The following is a 20,117-nucleotide window of genomic DNA, read 5'->3' on the forward strand; positions in this document are numbered from 1 at the left end:
GTTATAGAATTTATTAAAAACTATATCTAAATAAAACAGGTAAACTTTTCTTTTTATACTTATCTAAAGAAGCGCCTCATTCTCCAATTCAAGGTAGAGGTGATGCCCCAGTAAGAAATGTGGGGAGTAGCAAAACGGTAAAAAAGGTTCCTCAGGATAGTGTTCAGGTTATTTATAAAGAAATGATCGAAATTATGGACCAATGTGTAGGTAAGGTTATGCAAACTATTAAAAGTGAAGGGCTATATGAAAACACTATTATTGTTTTTTGTTCAGATAATGGAGCAGCAGGAAGTAGAGGAGATATTGGCGGTTTATGAAGGCGGACATCGGGTTCCAGGAATAATTAGTTATCCGGGAAAAATTAAGGGAGCTATTACAAATAATACACCTGTTGTAACAATGGATTTATTACCAACTTTTGTCGATTTAGCCGATGGCAACTTAAAAAATAGGGCGTTGATGATGTTAATTTAAAGAATATGCTTTTGTATAACAAAGCATAACCAAACAGAGATTTGTATTGGAGTTATACTAACAGAAGAGCTGTTAGAAGCGGAAACTGGAAATTAGTATCTCATAAAAAGAAAAATGGTAAGATAAACTAACTTTATAAATTAGAAAGTGATCTTTCTGAAAAGGAAGATTTATCAAAAGATTACCTTGAATTAGTGCAAAAAAATGATGGAAAAACTTCAAAATAGGGAAATGGATGTTAGTCCTGGGGTAACTTCAGTTTCAGAATAAACAGTAAGTAAAACGTTTACTCAAAGCTTAAATACTTTTTAATTAAAAAAAATAGTATACTAAAACAAAAAAGCCTGAAACTTTAGTTTCAGGCTTTTTTTGTGACCGGGCTGGGGCTCGAACCCAGGACCCTCTCCTTAAAAGGGAGATGCTCTACCAACTGAGCTACCAGGTCATTATTTCATAACTAACATGACATGTGTTTTTGTTAGCGGGTGCAAATATAGTACCTATTTTTAATTATACAAGGATTTTTTACTTCAATATTTGGAAAAGGGTGTTAGGTCAATGAAAATTTTTGGTTTCAGAATAAATATTAAGAAAAAGTTGTCAAAAACAAATCTCATAAACCAGAATTCGATAGAATTTAAAAAAAAAAGCGTACTAAAATAAAAAAGCCCGAAACTAAAGTTTCAGGCTTTTCATTGTGACCGGGCTGGGGCTCGAACCCAGGACCCTCTCCTTAAAAGGGAGATGCTCTACCAACTGAGCTACCAGGTCATTGTTCCAAACTAACATAACATGTGTTCCTGTTAGCGGGTGCAAATATAGTATCTATTTTTAATTATACAAGGGTTTTTTTAAATAAATTTTTGTTTTTTTGCACTCGGAATACGTATGTTTTTAATAATCAATTTATAACGCAAAAATGATAATTATATTAATAGGGTATATGGCATCTGGAAAGACGTCAATTGGAAAGAAAATTGCAAAAAAAATGAATTATAGTTTTCTGGATTTAGATGATTTTATTGAAGAAAAGGAAAATATGTCGGTTAGTGAGATATTTAAAACCAAAGGTGAAATCTATTTTAGAAAACAGGAAGCACATTATTTAAAAGCATTATTACAATCTGAAAACAATACTATTTTATCTGTTGGAGGAGGAACCCCTTGTTATAGCGGAAATATGGATGTTATTTTAGCAGCTGAAAATGCTAAGTGCATCTATTTAAAAGCTGCCTTACCAACCTTGGCTAATAAACTGTTGCTTAAAAAGGCTAAACGTCCTTTAATTGCCCATATAGAAACTATAGAAGAGATGACCGAGTTTATAGGTAAACATTTGTTTGAGCGCGCTCAATATTATAATCAAGCTGAAATTAAAGTTGCAATTGATAATAAAACTAAAGATGAGGTTGTCGAAGATATTATTCTAGAACTATTCTAAAACCGCACTAAATACTTTACCTTCTAAAACCACGTCTATATGTTCATGTAGCGAGGTTGATAATGAAATACCCTTAAAATCAGCTTTTACAGGGTATTTTTTATGGTTTCTATTTACCAAAACAGCTGTTTTAAATTGTTTTAAAGGCACATTTAAAAAATGTTTTACGCCGTAAATTAAAGTTGTGCCAGAATTTAAAACATCGTCTACCAATACAATAGATTTGTTTTTGTAATCGTCTTCTTTTATAGATGTTTTTACCTCTTGCCAAGGATGTTTTTTATCAATACTAACTTTACAAAGTATAGGGTTAATGTCAGATATTTTTTGAAGTACAGTTTTTAATTTTTTAGCAAATACATAACCATTCTTGTCAATTCCAGCAAGAATAACCTCTTTTTCATTAACATTGCTTTCGTAAATCTGAAAAGCAATACGTCTTATTTTATGGTTAATTTCGTTATGATTAAGTATAACATTAGTCTTAACTGTCATAATTAGGTTTATATTAATTAAAGGATAAAATTACTCATTTTTATTTGTTTTTATATTTTATATAGTGGTCAAATTTAACATCTATATAAAATTATCATAAATGATTAAATATCAGTTAAGGATGTTTCATCCGTATAATCATCAATATCGCGCCTATCTTTTTTAGTAGGTCTGCCAGTTCCTTTTTTTCTATAATAGTCTTTAGAGTATTTTAAAAGTTCCTTCGCTTCAAATTGTTCTTTTGATGTAATATCTGTTCGGTAAATGTCTACCAGTTTTGCACCAACTCTGCTTTCTGGAATATCGTTAACCTTTATCTTATAATTTATTTGGTCTTTCCTCAATTGAATAATATCTAAAGGATAAACCTCACGGCTTGGTTTTACAACATCGTCATTAACCCTAACCTGTCCTTTTTTGCAGGCAGTAGTTGCAATTGTTCTTGTTTTATAATATCTAATACACCATAAATATTTATCTACACGCATATAATTAATGTGTTAAAGGGCGTTAATAATGTTGTGCAAGAATATATTAAAATTGTATCTTGCAGCCTCAAAAATACGGAATAATGAGTTTAAGAAAAATAGGTTTTTTTATATTAAGTTTTGTTTTAATATTTTCTTCTTGTAAGAAGGACGACGACAACGATACAGTTGTAACTATTGAAATTAATGATAGAACAGAACAACAAATTGTAGACGATTCTTTGTTAGTTGATTATTTAGGAAGACATTACTATAACTCTAGTGCGTTTGGAGACTCTAATACAAACCCAAGTATTGCAGATTTAAATATAACAGAACTTCTAGATGGAGAGTCGGTTCCAGACGGAAATACATTGTTAGGTAGTTTGTTAGATGTTCCAGAATCAGCATTAATAACAAAAACAATTAATTACTTAGAAACTGAATACAAAATTTATATTTTAAAATTAAATCAAGGTGGAGGAGACGATTCTCCAAACTTTTCTGATACCGTTCGTGTTAGTTATGAAGGATTTACTTTAGATGGCAATGTGTTTGACAGTGCAACTACGCCTGTAGATTTTGATTTAACGTCATTAATTCCAGCTTGGAGCAAGGTTATTGTAGATTTTAATGTGGCAGAAGGTTTTACAGATGGTGATGATGGTGTTGTTAATTTCTCAAATCGTGGAGTGGGTGTTATGTTTTTGCCTTCTGGATTAGGCTATTTTTCTGGTGCAACAACGGATATTTCATCATATTCCCCTTTAGTTTTTAAGTTTGATTTGTTACAATCTTTTGAAAACGATCATGATTTTGATGGTATCCCTTCTTACCTTGAAGATTTATTTAAAGAAGATGGCACAGCAGGAAGCGATGGAGAATACACTGTAAATTATGATGATTTAACAGATGAAACTGATGATGATACTGACGGTGATGGTTTTCCAAATTATAGCGATTCCGATGATGATGGCGATGGGGTATTAACAAGAGATGAGTTACAATCTAATACTTATGTAGTAGATACTAATAATGGTGGTGTAGAGCCTACTTTAGATAGTACATTAGAGTTTGAAGTAAGCAGAGCAGAAGTCGATGGAGTAATTACCATTAAAACTTTAAAAATTGTAGATTATAATGGTGATAGTATTGGAGATTATTTAGATGCAGATATTATAGAAGTAAATAATACAGACGATTACTAAAAAAAACAATAACACTTTATAAAATAAAAAAACCTCGCTTTAGCGAGGTTTTTTTATTTTATATTAGAATACCAATTTTTATAGTAATAGCGATAAACTTAATATTAATTGATCTGGTCTGGTATCTAAACGATCTACGTTAGCACCATTATTTCCTAAAAATGTGGCTTCGTTTTCGCTAAAACCACGCTCATATCTTAAATCGATGCCTAGTTTTTTAAAGTTTAGTCCTATACCAAAGTTTAAACCAACCGAAAAATCTTCTTCTACATTATCAATAGCAATACCATCAAATTCTGTATCCAAAATGTATTGTAATGATGGGCCACCAAATACACTAAGTGGACCTAAAACTTTTACACCAACCATAAGTGGAGCGTCTAGTTTTTGCATTTCAAAACTATCATCATCATAATCACTTTTGGTACTTGTAAAAACTACTTCTGGTCTAAAATAAATATCATCTCCAATTTTACCAAATAAGCCAATGTGATAACCTACGTTTCTATCAGGGTTGCGATAATTATCATTAATAGATTCAAAATAATCACCATTGGCATTGTAATTTAATCCACCTTTTATGCCAACTCCTTGTTGTGTTTGGGCCATTGATGTCATTGGTATTGCAAAGGCAATAATTAATAGTAAAAATAAATTTGTACTCACGCCACCATAACTTTTAAAGTGTTTGTGAAAATTTTGTAAACTTTTCATAATGTTCATTTTTTTAGATTTCATTAACAATAACAAAAACGTTGCCAAAAGTAATTTATTTTCTTTTCATGTCATCATTTTGGGTTTTTTAGTAATTTATATTCATGTTTTTATTAGCGGATAAAATATTATTAATACATGTCATTAAATAAAAACAAATTATTAGACTTATTTTATTTGGTAAAGGGTATTCTATATCTTTGCCGCCTTATACTGTTGAAATAATGAAATTTGAATTAATAGCAAAAGACGCTCAAAGTAAAGCTAGGGCAGGAAAATTAACTACAGATCATGGTGTTATTGAAACACCTATTTTTATGCCTGTAGGTACTGTAGCAACAGTAAAAGGGGTACATCAACGGGAGTTGAAGGAAGAAATTAATCCGGATATTATTTTAGGAAATACCTATCATTTGTATTTGCGACCTCAAACTCATATTATTGAAAAAGCCGGAGGGCTTCATAAATTTATGAATTGGGATAGAAATATTTTAACCGATTCTGGAGGCTACCAAGTCTATTCTTTATCAGCTAATAGAAAAATAAAGGAAGAAGGTGTTAAGTTTAAATCACATATAGATGGGAGCTACCATACCTTTACCCCAGAAAATGTTATGGAAATTCAACGGTCTATTGGAGCAGATATAATTATGGCATTTGATGAGTGTACGCCATATCCTTGCGATTATAACTATGCAAAGCGCTCCATGCACATGACGCATCGTTGGTTAGATAGATGTATTAATCATTTAGAAAAGACACCTTTAAAATACGATTATAATCAAGCTTTTTTTCCTATTGTTCAGGGAAGTACGTATACAGATTTACGAAAACAATCTGCAGAATACATTGCCAATTCGGGCGCTGTAGGTAATGCCATTGGAGGACTTTCAGTAGGCGAGCCAGCAGAAGAAATGTATGCCATGACCGATGTGGTGTGTTCTATTTTACCAGAAGAAAAACCAAGATATTTAATGGGCGTAGGAACACCAATCAATATTTTAGAAAATATTGCGTTAGGTGTAGATATGTTTGATTGTGTTATGCCAACACGTAATGCTAGAAACGGTATGCTGTTTACGGCACATGGAAGCATAAATATTAAAAATTTAAAATGGGCAGACGATTTTTCTCCTATTGATGAAATGGGAATTACATTTGTGGATACCGAATATAGTAAAGCCTATTTAAGACATTTGTTTACTGTAAACGAGTTGTTAGGTAAGCAAATAGCAACAATTCATAATCTAGGATTTTATTTATGGTTGGTTCGCGAAGCTAGAAAACATATATTAGCTGGAGATTTTAGAACCTGGAAAGATAAAATGGTTAAACAAATGGATAACCGTTTGTAAAACATAAACAGATATTAATTTTTTGAACGGTATTAATAACCTTTATTTTTGAAGGAAAGCGAAAAATGAAAATACTAGATTGGTACATATTAAAACGGTATTTGTTTACTTTTACCATGTTATTATTATTGTTTATACCTATAATGATAACGGTTCACCTTGCCGAAAAAATTGGTAAAATTCTTGAAAACGAAGTGCCTTTTGGCGAGGTAATGGCATATCTATTGGACTTTACTATTTACTTTAGTTATTTACTTTTCCCCCTTTTTCTATTTATTTCGGTAATTTGGTTTACATCAAAACTAGCTAATAATACCGAAGTTATTGCTTTTTTAAGTTCTGGTGTATCCTTTTCACGGTTTTTAAGACCGTATTTAATTGGTGCTGCTATAGTTGCCATTTTTTCAATAATTTTAGGCCTGTTTTTAGCTCCGAAAGCTAGTGAAGGGTTTAATGATTTTAGTTATAAATACTTCAAAAAAGGAAGGAGTGCTGTTGAAAACACCAATGTATTTAGACAAATTAATGACAACGAAATTATTTATGTTAGTAATTTTAATGTTAAAAATAAAGTAGGTAATAACTTTAGTTTAGAACATTTTAAAGACAATAAATTAAAATCTAAAATTACAGCTAGTAATATTAGATATATTCCTAAGGATACTATTTATAGATTAACAAATTATGTGAAAAGAGATATTGGTGAGCATGAAGATGAAATTGAAATATTAAGAAGAAAAGATACGCTATTCGCTTTTGATGTTGATGAGTTAATCCCAGAAATTTATGCTGCCGAAACTAAAATGTATGGCGAACTCAAAGAGTTTATTGATAAAGAGGAAGCAAGAGGGTCGTCAAACGTAGGGCGTTTTAAGTTGGTTTTATATAGAAAATGGAGTTTGCCAGTTTCTGTTTTCATTTTAACTATTATCGCTTTGGCGGTTTCTTCAAAAAAGCGACGAGGCGGAATGGGTGTTAATTTAGCCATAGGTATTTGTATAGCCATGGTTTTTGTTTTTTTCGATAAAATATTTGGTGTTATGGCAGAGCAGTCCGACTTCAATCCCATCATTGCGGTATGGTTTCCTAACATCTTATTTGGTATTTTAGCAGCATATATGTTGTATAATGCTAAGCGATAAATTAAAAAACTTCCTGCATCTTCACCTTCTAGTTTTTATAGCAGGTTTTACTGCTATTTTAGGTGAAATAATTACCATTACAGCTATCCCGTTGGTATGGTTTAGAATGGTAATGGCTACTGTTTTAATTTTTCTTTATGTTTTAATAGTTAAGGTTAAATTGATTATTACTTTAAAATCTATTTTAAAACTATCTATAGCTGGAGTTATTATTGCACTACATTGGATTACTTTTTTTGGAGCCATCGATGAGTCCAATATATCTATAACTTTAGCCATGTTTTCTACGGGGGCTTTTTTTGCATCACTTATTGAACCTATAATTTACAAGCGTTCCATTATTTGGTATGAAATTCTGTTTGGGATAATTGTTATTTTAGGCGTATTTATTATTACCCAAAGTGAAATAAAATATCTTACAGGAATTATCTTAGGCATATTATCGGCCTTTTTATCTTCATTATTTGCCGTTCTTAATGGTCATTTTTTAAAAAGACATTCAGCTACGGTTATTTCGTTTTACGAGTTTATTAGTGGGGTAGCATTTATTAGTATTTATATCTTGTTATTTGGTGGTGGCTTTTCTAAGGATTTCTTTAATTTAAGTGAATCGGATTTTTGGAGTTTATTTATATTAGCTTCCATATGTACGGCTTATGCCTTTATTGCTTCTGTGTATATTATGAAAAGCATAAGTCCTTATACAGTGGTGTTAACGTATAATTTAGAGCCTGTTTATGGTATAGCAATGGCCTTTATTTTATTTCCAGAAAAGGAAAAAATGAGTGCATCGTTTTACTATGGTGCGTTTGTAATTCTAAGTGTTGTGCTTTTAAATGGGATACTTAAAAACAGTAAAAAGTTAAAAAGAAAGACGTCTTAGCCCTTAAACAAAATTAAAGTTTTTATATTTGCCTCCTAACTAATGCTAATAGCCAAAAAAGAAATTCTTATGGAATATTTAGAATTTGAATTGCCAATTAAAGAACTAGAGGACCAGTTACAAAAGTGTAAGGTCATTGGAGATGAAAGTGAAGTTGATGTTACAGAAACTTGTAAACAGATAGAAAAGAAGTTAGCAGCTACTCAAAAAGAAATTTATAAAAACATAACACCTTGGCAACGTGTACAATTGTCCCGCCATCCAGAACGCCCATATACTTTAGATCATATTAAAGCCATTTGTGGAAGTTCTTTTTTAGAATTACACGGAGACCGAAGCTTTAAAGACGATAAAGCTATGATTGGTGGTTTAGGTAAAATTGGAGACCAAAGTTTTATGTTTATTGGTCAGCAAAAAGGGTTTAATACTAAAACCAGACAATATAGAAATTTTGGGATGGCAAATCCTGAAGGCTATAGAAAAGCACTACGCTTAATGAAGTCTGCCGAAAAATTTGGTATTCCTGTTGTTACGCTTTTAGATACTCCCGGTGCATATCCTGGTTTAGAAGCTGAAGAGCGCGGACAGGGAGAAGCCATTGCTAGAAATATTTTAGAAATGACACGCCTTAAGGTTCCTGTAATAACTATTGTTATAGGAGAAGGAGCATCAGGAGGTGCTTTAGGTATAGGTGTTGGAGATAGAGTTTTAATGTTGGAAAACACGTGGTACTCTGTAATTTCTCCTGAATCCTGTTCTTCTATTTTATGGAGAAGTTGGGAATATAAGGAACAAGCAGCTGAAGCCTTAAAATTAACTGCTACAGATATGAAAAGACTTAAGTTAGTTGATGGCATTATTAAAGAACCATTAGGAGGTGCCCATAGAGACAGAGCTAAAACATTTAAATCTGTTAGCGACGCCATTGTAAAAAATTATAATGAGCTAAAAGAGTTATCACCAGAAGATTTAGTTGCACAACGTATGGATAAATATGCTCAAATGGGAGTATATAAAGACTAATAATTTTAATTCAAAACTTTTAGAAAAAAACTGAGGTGCCTAACTTCAGTTTTTTTATGCTTATTCACAATATTTATTACTTATTAACAGTTCAATTGTTAACGAGTGGTGAACATTGAAATACGAATATTTACCAAAACCATTTTCTTTTTAACTACTTTCGCTGTTATGAAACAACCTAATAATATACAAGGCTATAAAGTTGATAAAAGTACCATTATCAACCTCGAAAAGGGTAAAATACCACCTCAAGCACTTGATTTAGAGGAGGTTGTGTTAGGTGCGATGATGATTGATAAAAAAGGTGTTGATGAAGTAATCGATATTTTAAGTGCAGAGGCATTTTATAAAGAAGCTCACCAGCATATTTTTGAAGCTATTTTTCAGTTATTCGAAAATAGCGAACCGGTCGACTTATTAACCGTTTCAACCCAGTTAAAGAAAAACGCAAAACTAGAATTGTCGGGTGGCGATTTTTATCTAATTTCTTTAACTCAAAAGGTCTCATCTTCTGCGCATATCGAGTTTCATGCACGTATTATTTTACAGAAGTATATTCAACGTAGTTTAATAAAAATTTCTAGTGAAATTATTGAAGAGGCTTACGATGAAACAAAGGATGTCTTCGATTTATTAGATCAGGCGGAGTCTAAGTTATATGAAGTTACACAAGGTAATATTAAAAAGTCTAGTGAAACTGCCCAAGATTTAGTAATTCAGGCTAAAAAGAAAATTGAAGAAATTTCAAATAAAGAAGGATTAAGTGGTATACCAACAGGGTTTAATAAATTAGATAAATTAACCTCTGGTTGGCAACCTTCAGATTTAATTATTATTGCTGCGCGTCCTGGTATGGGTAAAACAGCATTAACCTTATCTATGGCCAGAAATATTGCTGTAGATCAAAATATGCCAGTAGCTTTTTTCTCGTTAGAGATGGCTTCTGTACAGTTAATTACTCGTTTAATTTCAAGTGAAACAGGTCTCTCTTCCGAAAAATTAAGAACAGGTAAACTTGAAAAACACGAATGGGAACAACTTAACGTAAAGGTTAAGGGCTTGGAAAAAGCACCATTGTTTATTGATGATACACCATCACTTTCTATTTTCGATTTAAGAGCAAAAGCACGCCGATTATCCTCGCAACATGGTATTAAATTAATCATGATTGATTATTTGCAGTTAATGACTGGTGGTAGTAACCATGGAGGTAACCGTGAGCAAGAAATATCCATGATTTCTCGAAACCTTAAAGCCTTAGCTAAAGAACTTATGGTTCCAGTTATTGCGCTATCGCAGTTATCGCGTGCTGTTGAAACTCGTGGAGGAAGTAAACGCCCGTTACTTTCAGATTTACGTGAATCTGGGGCAATCGAGCAAGATGCCGATATTGTTAGTTTTATATTTAGACCGGAATATTATAAAATTGATGAATGGGATGATGAAGAGCGTTCGCCAACCGAGGGTCAAGCAGAATTTATTGTTGCTAAACACCGTAATGGTGGATTAGAAAATATTCGTTTAAAGTTTATTGGTCACTTAGGTAAATTTGATAATCTTGAAGATTTTGATTCGCCTTTTGAGTTTCATTCTAAAATGAATGCTGCTGCCAACGATGATACTTTTAAAACCGATAATTTTACGGCTAGTCCAGATCAAGCTTTTGGAAGCTCGTTTAATGATGACGATGATAATGAAGTGCCTTTTTAATTATCAATGACCTTAAATTGAAAATAAATTAAAATGCCTGCCCTTTTTTTATAAGGAGAACTTGTGTTCATTCTATAAACCTATGCTAATGGCCATAAGGGTGTTTTTTAATATCTAATATTTTTATAAAATTTTTAATCAGGCATATTTTTTGAGTATCTTTCAACCTATGAAGAAAGCCCTATTCATATTAATATTATTCTGTTCTACGCAAATGTTTGCGTCTTACATCCTTATTCCTATGGATGTAGAAAGTCAAAAAAATCACCTGAAAGCATACGGAATAACGTATTGGACACTCAATAAACAGCTAAAGGTAAAATGGCTACTTAACTTTAAAGGCGGTTCTTTTTTGTTACCAGATACTGAAGCTATTCAACGCGAATGTCAAATTAGAGGCGTGTCTTTCGAGGTGCTATCTAATGCAAAAGCAGAACAAATTTTAGAAGAAATAGCTAGTCCTAGTCAAAACATGGAAGCGGTGGTTTTAGAAAAAGCTCCAAAAATTGCTGTATACACACCAAATGGTAAGCAACCTTGGGATGATGCCGTAACCATGGTTTTAAAATATGCGGAAATTCCTTATGAAACGGTTTATGATGAAGAAGTTTTAAACGATGGTTTATTACTTTTCGATTGGTTGCACCTTCACCATGAAGATTTTACAGGGCAATACGGTAAATTCTATGCGCAATATAGAGCTTCTTCATGGTACATTGAAGAGAAGAAAGCTGCTGAAGCTTTGGCTGAAAAATTAGGATATAGTAAAGTTTCGGATGAAAAGTTAGCCGTAGCATTAAAAATTAGAGATTATGTTGTGGGTGGCGGCTTTATGTTTGCCATGTGTAGTGCCACTGATAGTTTTGATATTGCTTTATCAGCCGAAGGCATTGATATCTGTGAACCTATGTTTGATGGGGATGGCAGTGATGCTGGCTATCAAAACAAAATTGATTTTGGTAAAACCTTTGCATTTACAAATTATATTTTAGAACGAAACCCTAAAGTTTATGAGTTTTCATCTATTGATATGACGAGGAAACGTAAGATTCCTAAAACAACCGATTACTTTTCTTTAATGGAATTTTCGGCCAAATGGGACCCAATACCAACCATGTTATGTCAAAACCATACGGCATTAGTAAAAGGTTTTATGGGACAAACCACATCTTTTACTAGAGAGGAAATAAAATCCAACGTACTTGTACTTGGTGAAACTAAAATAAATGGTGAAGCCAAATACATTCATGGTATAAAAGGAAAAGGATTTTTCACTTTTTATGGAGGTCATGATCCAGAAGATTACCAACATAGGGTAGGCGATGCTAAAACGGAATTAGATTTACATCCAACTTCACCTGGTTACAGGCTTATACTAAACAATGTTTTATTTCCTGCAGCCAAAAAGAAGAAGCAAAAAACTTAATTTTTTCAACAAACAACTAATTTACTATGGCATCTAAAAAAGCAATCATAAAAAAAATACAAATCGTTTTAACTAAGCATTTCGATTCTCCACAAGCTGCTTTTAACTTCTTTGATAAAAATGGAGATGGTAAATTATCTAAAAGTGAAATCGTAAAGCTTTTAAAGGAAGCAGAAATTAGTGGTTTCATTCGTGGTTTGGTTGGATCAACACTTATTAATGGTTATGATAAAGATGGAGATGGTGAGATAGATTGGAAAGAATTTAAAAAAGCACTAGCAGAAATGGCAAAAGATATTGATTAATTTTTTGTTGCGAATATGAATTGGTTCCAAAAGGAGTTAAAACTAAAACCGTTTAGTAGAGGGTTTCATTTAATTACAGATGAAATTTTAAATGCTATTCCCGAAATTAAGCAAATTAAAATAGGGCAAATGCAGGTGTTTATAAAGCATACATCGGCTAGTTTAACCATTAACGAAAATGCAGATTACACTGTAAGGTTAGATTTTGAAAGTCATTTTAATAAAATGGTTCCTGAAAATGCACCATATTACAAACACACTTATGAAGGTCCGGATGATATGCCTGCGCATATTAAAGCATCATTACTAAATACGTCGGTACAAATACCTATTACCAACGGAAAACCCAATTTAGGTATTTGGCAAGGTATTTATTTATGTGAACATCGTGATTATGGTGGATCAAGAAATTTGGTAATTACAGCGTACGGAACTTAAAGTTTAGCTTTTATAAGCTTATCTAAAATGTATTCTACACCAAAATCATCGTTACTTTTAGTCTTGTGATTGGCTATAGCTAACACATTATCATGAGCATTTTCCATGGCAAAACTATAAGTAGCTAGTTTTAGCATTTCAATATCATTATTATAATCGCCAAATATTAATGTTTCATCTTCCGTGATATTATAATTTTCCTGTAACATGTTTATGGCATGTCCTTTATTTGCCAATTCATCCGATATGTCAACCCAGTTTTTACCAGATACTTTTATTTTATACTGAGACTCAAAAGGTTTAAATAAGGGATATATATGTTTTTCAGAATCTTCAGAATGGTATAAGGCAATTTTTATGATGTCCTCTTTAATGTCTTTTATGTCTTCAATTATCGAATACTTAGGATAATACTCTTGTAAGGTATGTAGTAATCCATTCGATATAGATTTTTTACTAAAATAAGCTTTTGATGCTGTACAATAAACAGGATGAACGTGGTTGTTATCATCTATCAATTTTACTATATCCATTAAATTAGTAGTGTCTATTGGAGTAGATAGTAAAAGCTTGTCCTTACTAATAACCATACCGCCATTTTCGGCAACAATAATAATATCATCTTTTATAGTATGTAGCTTTTCTGTAATGCTGTAAGATGGTCTTCCACTTGCTGCTACAAACAAAATGTTATGTTGTTTTAAAGATTCAAATAATTCAAAAAATAAAGGGCTAACTTCATGGTTAGAGTTAAGTAAAGTGCCATCTAAATCGGTAACAACAAGTTTAATGTTCGATAAATCCATAGGGTATTTTATTAAAAATTAGGATATTTTTTTAGTTCGATTGATTTTTTTTAGAATAGAAATATGGAGAACTAATATAACAACAAAAAAATCCGATTCTTACGAATCGGATTTCTTATTAAGCGAATAATATGTTTTACAATAGGCTAAGCGCCTTATTTTACTTTATCAACTACGGCTTTAAAGGCCTCAGGGTTATTCATAGCTAAATCTGCTAAAACCTTACGGTTTAATTCAATTTCATTAGCTTTTAATTTCCCCATAAATTGAGAATAAGATAAACCATGTAATCTGGCTCCAGCGTTAATACGCGTAATCCATAATGCACGGAATGTTCTCTTTTTTGCTCTACGGTCTCTATACGAGTATTGCATCGCTTTGTCAACCGCATTTTTTGCTACTGTCCAAACGTTTTTACGTCTTCCAAAGTAACCTTTTGCTTGTTTAAGCACCTTTTTTCTTCTGGCTCTTTTGGCTACAGAATTTACTGATCTTGGCATAATTTAAATGTGTTTTGTAGTAGGCGGTCAAATAAATGACACTTTTAATTGAGCCTAACTCCAGGGTTTATTAATTGTTTTAACCGATTAAAACGAATGTTACTTTAAACGCATCATTGTTTTAATGTTATCCTCATCTGCTTTATGTACTAAACCATCATGAGTTAACTTAAGCTTACGCTTTTTAGACTTCTTTGTTAAGATGTGACTCTTAAAAGCGTGCTTTCTTTTAATCTTACCAGTACCTGTAAGCTTGAAACGCTTTTTGGCACTAGATTTTGTTTTCATTTTAGGCATTTTCTTTTCCTAGTTTTTAATTATTTCGCTTAATTATTTTAGTGCTGTTGGTGTTTCAGCATCTTATTTTTTATTCTAAAATACGATTTCAACCTTAGTCTAAATGGTATTCAGAATTAAATTTTATTACTTTCTTGGAGCAATAAACATGGTCATACGTTTACCTTCTAATCGAGGCATTTGTTCAACCTTGCCAAATTCCTCAAGATCTTGAGCTAATTTCAATAATAAAATTTGCCCTTTTTCTTTAAATATGATGGAACGTCCTTTAAAGAATACAAACGCTTTTAGCTTTGCACCTTCTTTTAAGAACTTTTCAGCATGTTTCTTTTTAAATTCGTAATCATGGTCATCTGTATTAGGACCAAAACGAATTTCTTTAATAATAACTTTAGTCGCCTTAGACTTTAAAGCTTTATCACGTTTCTTCTGTTCGTAAAGAAACTTTTTATAGTCCATAACTTTACAAACAGGTGGGTCAGCATTTGGAGAAATCTCCACTAAATCTAACTCTTGTGCATTGGCTACTCGCATAGCGTCTCCTTTGGTATAAATTCCAATTTCTACGTTGTCTCCAACTAGACGTACTTTTTGAGCAGTAATCTTCGAGTTGATTTTATGCTTATCTTCTTGCGAAACCCTTCTAGGTTGCTGTCTTCTTCTAATTGCTATGGCTTTAAGGTTTTAAATTAAACTTATTATTTTTTTTATGTATTAAAACGTTTTCAACGTTTTTTTAATATCTGCTTTTATTATTTCAGAGAAGGCTTCTACACTAATCATGCCTAAATCTTCTCCACCGTGCTGTCTTACAGTTATTTTGCCTTCTTGCTCTTCTTGTTCCCCAATGATAATCATATACGGGTGTTTTTGCATTTCGGCTTCTCTAATCTTCTTACCTATAGTCTCATTTCTATGATCTACAAGGGCGCGAATTTCGTCATTTTCTAGCAAATTTAAAACTTTTTCAGAGTATTTTTCATATTTCTCGCTAATTGATAATATTATTGCTTGATTTGGCATTAGCCAAAGCGGGAAATTACCGCCCGTATGTTCTAACAATAATGCAACAAAACGTTCCAAACTTCCAAATGGTGCACGGTGTATCATAATAGGTCTGTGCGACTCGTTATCACTACCTTTATAGCTTAAGTTAAAACGTTCAGGTAAGTTGTAATCTACTTGAATAGTACCAAGTTGCCAACGTCTGCCTAAAGCATCTTTAACCATAAAATCTAATTTCGGACCGTAAAAGGCAGCTTCGCCTTCTTCAATAACAAAATCTAAACCTTTATCTCTAGCGGCATTAATAATTCCCTGTTCAGCCTTTTCCCAATTTGCAACATCACCTATATATTTGTCAGGATTCTTAATATCCCTTACAGATACTTGCGCCGTAAAATTTTCAAATCCTAAAGATCCAAATACATAAAGTACTAAATCTATGACACTTTTAAACTCTTCATCTAATTGTTCTGGTGTACAAAAAATATGAGCATCATCTTGAGTAAACCCTCTAACACGTGTTAGACCATGAAGTTCGCCACTTTGCTCATATCTATAAACCGTTCCAAACTCAGCATAACGTACAGGTAAATCTTTATAACTCCACTGGAAATTATTGTAAACCTCACAATGGTGTGGGCAGTTCATAGGTTTTAATAGAAACTCCTCACCATCCTTAGGTGTTGTAATCGGTTGGAAACTATCCTCACCATATTTTGCATAGTGTCCAGAAGTTTCATAAAGTTCCTTTTGGCCAATATGTGGTGTAACCACCATTTCATATCCTGCTTTTTTCTGTGCAGCCTTCAAGAAATTCTCTAAGCGCTCACGTAAAGCGGCACCTTTAGGTAACCATAAAGGTAAACCTTGGCCTACTTTTTTCGAGAAGGTAAAAAGCTCCAATTCTTTACCTAGTTTTCTATGGTCGCGCTTTTTTGCCTCTTCTAACATGGCTAGATACTCAGTTAACTCCTTTTGTTTAGGAAAAGAAATTCCATAAACACGAGTTAATTGAGGTTTGTTCTCATCACCACGCCAATAGGCACCAGCAACACTTAATATCTTAACCGCTTTTATAATACCTGTATTAGGGATGTGGCCACCACGACATAAATCAGTAAATGTAGAGTGATCACAAAATGTAATCGTGCCATCCTCTAAATTCTCAATCAATTCAGTTTTAAAAGTATTGTCTTTATATAAAGATAAAGCATCAGCCTTAGAAACTGCTCTTAAACTAAAATCATGTTTCCCACGAGCAATCTCCAACATTTTAGTTTCAATAGCCTTAAAATCTTTTTCAGATACTGTGTGTTCTCCAAAATCTACATCATAATAAAATCCATTTTCAATAGCGGGGCCAATGGTTAGTTTAGCACCATCATACAATTCTTCAATAGCTTGAGCCAAAACATGGGCACTACTATGCCAAAAAGCAGTTTTTCCAGCATCATCTCTCCAGGTATATAAAACCAAAGATCCATCCGTTGTTAATGGCGTAACTGTTTCTACTGTTGTACCATTAAAACTTGCCGAAATTACATTTCTAGCAAATCCCTCACTAATGCTTTTTGCAACATCCATTGGTGTAACGCCCTCGTCAAACGTTTTCACACTACCATCAGGTAAAGTAATATGTATCATAAATTAAATTGAAATTCGGGTGCAAAGATAATGAGTTCAAAAGTATAAACAAACCAACACTATATATATATAGGTATAAATTTTTTTAGGGCGTTCCCCAAGGGGCGGGCTATCCATTTCAAGTCCTCGCACCTCCTAAGTCGGGCTGTGGGCTATCCATTACTATCCCTAACGCGGGTCTAACTGCCAAGGTTCGTGTTGGTATTTCAAATACTTCTTAATTATTTTGTGCCATACAATAACTTTTGTTACCCTGTTATTTATTGCCATATTCTAGTTTTAATATAGGTTGTTAACCGTATTGATGTTAAATACGTCCCAAACAATTTATATAATATGTTCTTTGGTTTTATGTAAAATCTATTATTTAAATGGTAGGGTTTAGTGATTGTAAATAGTAAGAAAAAATAATAAACTCTGTTAGAAAAACAATCTACTGAATCAAATTTAGCTATATTTGAAATGTGTAGTAAATTATTGTTTTGCTAGCTTTCTTAACTTTTAATTTTCTGCTTTATACATGGTCCTTATACTCTCAATAATCATGACTACAATTATAAAAAAAGATTTGATTTTTCTTCCTTTTGGGCTTATGTCTGAGTGTGTAACATATGAAAATTAATAGAGTTTAAGAAGGAGAAACGCTGTAGAAGGTTTGAAGAACAAGGAATTAAATAATAATTTATGGGAGGAGTTTGTTGCTGGAAAAGCCGAAGCTTTTCAACAATTTTATACGACCTATTTTGATGAGCTTTACAGTTATAGTTTTAAAATTTTTCCAAATCAAGATTTTGCAAAAGATTGTGTGCAAGATATGTTTGTAAGCTTATACGAGCGTAAAGCGTTTCTAACCAAACCAAATAATTTAAGAAACTATTTATATCAATCTGTTCGAAATGTGGCTTACAGAAAGTTAGAACGCGAAAATAAATATAAAGATTTAAAAATAGATAAATTTAAATATATCGTTGAAAACGAAACTTTCAATGAGGAATCTATAGATCGAAAAAAAGAAATACTATCTGTTTTAATCCGTAATTTATCAAAAAGGCAACAAGAAATACTGTTTTTAAGATTTGCACGCGGTTTTGATTACCAAGAAATAGGAGACTTGCTTGGGATAGATAAAAGTTCGGTAAGAAAACAAGTTTATAGAGCCATAAAAAAAATTCGAAATAGTAAAGATTTCTCAAAACCTATCGACGTTATGTTAATGTTAATTCCATCTTTTTTTGAAAAATAGTAGGCCTTCTAAATTGAAAAAGCGCAGTTTTATGTACTTCCTCATGCGTTATTAAACATTTAAATATTGTTGTTTTATACGCTTTCTTATGTAGTTTGGTATAATAATTTTATAAAAACAAGTTATTAGTAGGTCTGTTGTTTTTTAGGGGTTTAATTACTAACTGGTTAATTTTTTTTGCAATTTTTTATAGATTTATTAAAAATAGTCATAAAAAAATGTCCACATAAATACTTCTCGTGTATCTATAGATTAGTTAGTTCTATAGAAATGAAAAAATATTTAAATAATCCTGATTTTATTAATTGGGTATATCACCCAAACAAGGAAAATACCAAGAGTGTTGAAGATTTATTGTTAAAACATCCTGATGATAAATATATAATAGAAGATCTGAAAGCAATCTTGTTAGCCATAGCAGACGAAAACGAGATTTCGATTCCCGATGTTAAAGAGGAGGTTTTTGAAGCTATAAAACTTAAAATTAAGGAAAACGAAAAACAAAGGAATAAACAAGGTTTGTTTTCCCAATTTTACAAATACGCAGCCATTTTAGTGGTCGCATTTGGGGTAGCTAGCTTTTGGTTTTTTAGCACAAGACATCAGTTTTCAAATTTCGGAAATACAAAGATTGGAAATCTAGATTCCATTTGTAGTACTCAACTTATTTTAGGAAATAAAGACGCCTTACTTATAGATGTAGATGAAGCGTCTAAATCATCTCATGTGCAATATAAAAACGATGGTAATATTATTGTAAACAATAAAGAAACTGCTAAAACAGAAAATCCCAAAGAGGAATTTAATCAATTATTAGTGCCTTATGGAAAACGAAGTAAGGTGGTTTTAGAAGATAATACTATTGTGCACTTAAACGCTGGAAGTAAATTTGTTTTTCCATCTAGTTTTTCAGGAAAGGATAATAGAACCGTATTTTTAGAAGGGGAAGCTTATTTTGAAGTTGCCACTAATAAAGAACAGCCGTTTGTGGTAAAAACTATAAATGATGATTACCAAATAAATGTATTAGGAACCAAATTTAATGTTGCGGCCTATGCTTCAGAAAAATTTATTCAAACGGTTTTAAAAGAAGGTTCTGTAAAAATTTTAAAGAAGGAAAATGTATTTTATACATCTGAAACACTATTAGTCCCAGGACAATTAGCGCATTGGGATAAACAGCATAAAGAAATTCAACTTTATGATGTAGATCCAGATTTCTACACAGCATGGACACAGGGTTACCTTTCATTTAATAGAGATCCCTTAAAAAAGATAGTTCGCATTTTAAATAGGTACTATAACGTGTCTATTGTAATTGAAAATGACGCTTTTAAAGAAAATAAGGTAACGGGTAAATTAGACCTTAACGACGAACTAGAAACCACACTAAATAATCTAGTATTAGCTTCTAAATTAACAATTAAAAAACGTAATGATAATGAATACAGTATAGAGTAAAAACAACCAAACATGAGTATTACAAACTGCTCATCTTGTATTTGTTAATAGTTAGCAGATGCAAAAAATCAAACAAC

The 20,117-nt window shown here is 32.1% G+C and carries 21 protein-coding genes and 2 tRNA genes; 13 read left to right on the forward strand and 10 right to left on the reverse strand.

Features of this window, described 5'->3' with window-relative positions; translation table 11 throughout:
- Positions 1 to 246: 246 nt before the first annotated feature.
- Entirely contained in the window at positions 247 to 477 is a 231-nt protein-coding gene (locus ABJM36_RS01045) for a hypothetical protein (protein WP_348448272.1), read from the forward strand.
- Positions 478 to 849: 372 nt separating this feature from the next.
- On the opposite strand, the gene ABJM36_RS01050 is transcribed toward ABJM36_RS01045, so the two are convergent.
- Positions 850 to 922, reverse strand: a tRNA-Lys gene (locus ABJM36_RS01050).
- Positions 923 to 1,175: 253 nt separating this feature from the next.
- Positions 1,176 to 1,248, reverse strand: a tRNA-Lys gene (locus tag ABJM36_RS01055).
- A 148-nt stretch (positions 1,249 to 1,396) separates the two neighbouring features.
- Here ABJM36_RS01055 and ABJM36_RS01060 point away from each other — a divergent pair.
- Positions 1,397 to 1,918 (forward strand): shikimate kinase, encoded by a 522-nt coding sequence (locus ABJM36_RS01060; protein ID WP_348448274.1) that lies wholly within the window; start codon positions 1,397 to 1,399, stop codon positions 1,916 to 1,918.
- Here ABJM36_RS01060 and ABJM36_RS01065 read toward each other — a convergent pair.
- Both ABJM36_RS01065 and ABJM36_RS01070 read right to left on the reverse strand, forming a co-directional pair.
- Positions 1,910 to 2,413, reverse strand: coding sequence for a phosphoribosyltransferase domain-containing protein (locus ABJM36_RS01065; RefSeq protein WP_348448276.1), 504 nt, complete (start codon positions 2,411 to 2,413; stop codon positions 1,910 to 1,912). The genes ABJM36_RS01060 and ABJM36_RS01065 overlap by 9 nt on opposite strands.
- 104 nt (positions 2,414 to 2,517) lie before the next feature.
- Complete coding sequence (locus ABJM36_RS01070) at positions 2,518 to 2,901, reverse strand: S4 domain-containing protein (RefSeq protein ID WP_348448278.1); 384 nt, start codon at positions 2,899 to 2,901, stop codon at positions 2,518 to 2,520.
- Positions 2,902 to 2,984: 83 nt separating this feature from the next.
- Here ABJM36_RS01070 and ABJM36_RS01075 point away from each other — a divergent pair, with 83 nt between their 5' ends.
- Entirely contained in the window at positions 2,985 to 4,088 is a 1,104-nt protein-coding gene (locus tag ABJM36_RS01075; protein ID WP_348448280.1) for an FKBP-type peptidyl-prolyl cis-trans isomerase, read from the forward strand.
- 78 nt (positions 4,089 to 4,166) lie between these two features.
- On the opposite strand, the gene ABJM36_RS01080 is transcribed toward ABJM36_RS01075, so the two are convergent.
- Positions 4,167 to 4,802: an outer membrane beta-barrel protein gene (locus ABJM36_RS01080; protein WP_348448282.1), complete on the reverse strand. Its 636-nt coding sequence runs from the start codon at positions 4,800 to 4,802 to the stop codon at positions 4,167 to 4,169.
- A gap of 224 nt (positions 4,803 to 5,026) precedes the next feature.
- Between ABJM36_RS01080 and tgt the strand changes: the two genes are divergently transcribed.
- The 8 genes from tgt to ABJM36_RS01120 all read left to right on the forward strand — a co-directional run bounded on the left by tgt (position 5,027) and on the right by ABJM36_RS01120 (position 13,084).
- Positions 5,027 to 6,157 carry a tRNA guanosine(34) transglycosylase Tgt gene (gene tgt, locus ABJM36_RS01085; RefSeq protein WP_348448284.1) on the forward strand — a complete coding sequence of 377 codons (1,131 nt, stop codon included), beginning with the start codon at positions 5,027 to 5,029 and terminating at the stop codon, positions 6,155 to 6,157.
- Positions 6,158 to 6,222: 65 nt separating this feature from the next.
- Positions 6,223 to 7,299: an LptF/LptG family permease gene (locus ABJM36_RS01090; RefSeq protein WP_348448286.1), complete on the forward strand. Its 1,077-nt coding sequence runs from the start codon at positions 6,223 to 6,225 to the stop codon at positions 7,297 to 7,299.
- On the forward strand, positions 7,286 to 8,182 hold the full coding sequence (locus tag ABJM36_RS01095) for a DMT family transporter (RefSeq protein WP_348448288.1): 897 nt from the start codon (positions 7,286 to 7,288) through the stop codon (positions 8,180 to 8,182). The genes ABJM36_RS01090 and ABJM36_RS01095 overlap by 14 nt, the downstream gene beginning before the upstream one ends.
- A 69-nt stretch (positions 8,183 to 8,251) precedes the next feature.
- Complete coding sequence (locus ABJM36_RS01100; protein ID WP_348448290.1) at positions 8,252 to 9,205, forward strand: acetyl-CoA carboxylase carboxyltransferase subunit alpha; 954 nt, start codon at positions 8,252 to 8,254, stop codon at positions 9,203 to 9,205.
- A gap of 168 nt (positions 9,206 to 9,373) precedes the next feature.
- A complete protein-coding gene (dnaB, locus tag ABJM36_RS01105) occupies positions 9,374 to 10,915 on the forward strand; it encodes a replicative DNA helicase (RefSeq protein ID WP_348448292.1) in 1,542 nt (513 codons plus the stop codon).
- 169 nt (positions 10,916 to 11,084) lie between these two features.
- Complete coding sequence (locus ABJM36_RS01110; RefSeq protein WP_348448294.1) at positions 11,085 to 12,341, forward strand: asparagine synthetase B; 1,257 nt, start codon at positions 11,085 to 11,087, stop codon at positions 12,339 to 12,341.
- Between the two features lie 26 nt (positions 12,342 to 12,367).
- The gene (locus ABJM36_RS01115; RefSeq protein WP_348448296.1) at positions 12,368 to 12,646 is read left to right on the forward strand and encodes an EF-hand domain-containing protein; all 279 of its coding nucleotides are present in this window, start codon (positions 12,368 to 12,370) and stop codon (positions 12,644 to 12,646) included.
- 15 nt (positions 12,647 to 12,661) lie between these two features.
- Positions 12,662 to 13,084 carry a secondary thiamine-phosphate synthase enzyme YjbQ gene (locus ABJM36_RS01120; protein WP_348448298.1) on the forward strand — a complete coding sequence of 141 codons (423 nt, stop codon included), beginning with the start codon at positions 12,662 to 12,664 and terminating at the stop codon, positions 13,082 to 13,084.
- Here the strand turns inward: ABJM36_RS01120 and ABJM36_RS01125 are convergent.
- The 5 genes from ABJM36_RS01125 to thrS form a co-directional block, all read right to left on the reverse strand.
- Positions 13,081 to 13,890 carry an HAD family hydrolase gene (locus ABJM36_RS01125; protein WP_348448300.1) on the reverse strand — a complete coding sequence of 270 codons (810 nt, stop codon included), beginning with the start codon at positions 13,888 to 13,890 and terminating at the stop codon, positions 13,081 to 13,083. The genes ABJM36_RS01120 and ABJM36_RS01125 overlap by 4 nt on opposite strands.
- A gap of 155 nt (positions 13,891 to 14,045) precedes the next feature.
- The gene (gene rplT / locus ABJM36_RS01130) at positions 14,046 to 14,390 is read right to left on the reverse strand and encodes a 50S ribosomal protein L20 (RefSeq protein WP_092853079.1); all 345 of its coding nucleotides are present in this window, start codon (positions 14,388 to 14,390) and stop codon (positions 14,046 to 14,048) included.
- Between the two features lie 99 nt (positions 14,391 to 14,489).
- Positions 14,490 to 14,687: a 50S ribosomal protein L35 gene (gene rpmI / locus ABJM36_RS01135; protein ID WP_067150881.1), complete on the reverse strand. Its 198-nt coding sequence runs from the start codon at positions 14,685 to 14,687 to the stop codon at positions 14,490 to 14,492.
- Between the two features lie 126 nt (positions 14,688 to 14,813).
- Positions 14,814 to 15,359: a translation initiation factor IF-3 gene (gene infC / locus ABJM36_RS01140; protein WP_348448318.1), complete on the reverse strand. Its 546-nt coding sequence runs from the start codon at positions 15,357 to 15,359 to the stop codon at positions 14,814 to 14,816.
- A 42-nt stretch (positions 15,360 to 15,401) separates the two neighbouring features.
- Positions 15,402 to 17,336, reverse strand: coding sequence for a threonine--tRNA ligase (thrS, locus tag ABJM36_RS01145; RefSeq protein WP_348448303.1), 1,935 nt, complete (start codon positions 17,334 to 17,336; stop codon positions 15,402 to 15,404).
- A 655-nt stretch (positions 17,337 to 17,991) separates the two neighbouring features.
- On the opposite strand from thrS, the gene ABJM36_RS01150 reads away from it, so the two are divergent.
- Positions 17,992 to 18,579 carry a sigma-70 family RNA polymerase sigma factor gene (locus ABJM36_RS01150; protein ID WP_348448305.1) on the forward strand — a complete coding sequence of 196 codons (588 nt, stop codon included), beginning with the start codon at positions 17,992 to 17,994 and terminating at the stop codon, positions 18,577 to 18,579.
- A gap of 270 nt (positions 18,580 to 18,849) precedes the next feature.
- A complete protein-coding gene (locus ABJM36_RS01155; protein ID WP_348448307.1) occupies positions 18,850 to 20,040 on the forward strand; it encodes a FecR domain-containing protein in 1,191 nt (396 codons plus the stop codon).
- Positions 20,041 to 20,117 lie beyond the last annotated feature (77 nt).

This window comes from Algibacter sp., assembly GCF_039977455.1.
In the GTDB taxonomy this organism is placed as follows: Bacteria; Bacteroidota; Bacteroidia; order Flavobacteriales; family Flavobacteriaceae; genus Algibacter_B.

Excerpts from the sequence above, each read along its gene's own strand:
- rpmI (WP_067150881.1), bottom strand. The coding sequence starts at position 14,687 with ATGCCTAAAATGAAAACAAAATCTAGTGCCAAAAAGCGTTTCAAGCTT.
- ABJM36_RS01115 (WP_348448296.1), top strand. The coding sequence starts at position 12,368 with ATGGCATCTAAAAAAGCAATCATAAAAAAAATACAAATCGTTTTAACT.
- ABJM36_RS01065 (WP_348448276.1), bottom strand. The coding sequence starts at position 2,413 with ATGACAGTTAAGACTAATGTTATACTTAATCATAACGAAATTAACCAT.
- ABJM36_RS01120 (WP_348448298.1), top strand. The coding sequence starts at position 12,662 with ATGAATTGGTTCCAAAAGGAGTTAAAACTAAAACCGTTTAGTAGAGGG.
- ABJM36_RS01060 (WP_348448274.1), top strand. The coding sequence starts at position 1,397 with ATGATAATTATATTAATAGGGTATATGGCATCTGGAAAGACGTCAATT.
- ABJM36_RS01100 (WP_348448290.1), top strand. The coding sequence starts at position 8,252 with ATGGAATATTTAGAATTTGAATTGCCAATTAAAGAACTAGAGGACCAG.
- ABJM36_RS01110 (WP_348448294.1), top strand. The coding sequence starts at position 11,085 with ATGAAGAAAGCCCTATTCATATTAATATTATTCTGTTCTACGCAAATG.
- ABJM36_RS01155 (WP_348448307.1), top strand. The coding sequence starts at position 18,850 with ATGAAAAAATATTTAAATAATCCTGATTTTATTAATTGGGTATATCAC.
- rplT (WP_092853079.1), bottom strand. The coding sequence starts at position 14,390 with ATGCCAAGATCAGTAAATTCTGTAGCCAAAAGAGCCAGAAGAAAAAAG.
- ABJM36_RS01125 (WP_348448300.1), bottom strand. The coding sequence starts at position 13,890 with ATGGATTTATCGAACATTAAACTTGTTGTTACCGATTTAGATGGCACT.
- thrS (WP_348448303.1), bottom strand. The coding sequence starts at position 17,336 with ATGATACATATTACTTTACCTGATGGTAGTGTGAAAACGTTTGACGAG.
- dnaB (WP_348448292.1), top strand. The coding sequence starts at position 9,374 with ATGAAACAACCTAATAATATACAAGGCTATAAAGTTGATAAAAGTACC.
- ABJM36_RS01070 (WP_348448278.1), bottom strand. The coding sequence starts at position 2,901 with ATGCGTGTAGATAAATATTTATGGTGTATTAGATATTATAAAACAAGA.
- ABJM36_RS01075 (WP_348448280.1), top strand. The coding sequence starts at position 2,985 with ATGAGTTTAAGAAAAATAGGTTTTTTTATATTAAGTTTTGTTTTAATA.
- tgt (WP_348448284.1), top strand. The coding sequence starts at position 5,027 with ATGAAATTTGAATTAATAGCAAAAGACGCTCAAAGTAAAGCTAGGGCA.
- ABJM36_RS01095 (WP_348448288.1), top strand. The coding sequence starts at position 7,286 with ATGCTAAGCGATAAATTAAAAAACTTCCTGCATCTTCACCTTCTAGTT.
- ABJM36_RS01080 (WP_348448282.1), bottom strand. The coding sequence starts at position 4,802 with ATGAAAAGTTTACAAAATTTTCACAAACACTTTAAAAGTTATGGTGGC.
- ABJM36_RS01045 (WP_348448272.1), top strand. The coding sequence starts at position 247 with ATGAAAACACTATTATTGTTTTTTGTTCAGATAATGGAGCAGCAGGAA.
- ABJM36_RS01090 (WP_348448286.1), top strand. The coding sequence starts at position 6,223 with ATGAAAATACTAGATTGGTACATATTAAAACGGTATTTGTTTACTTTT.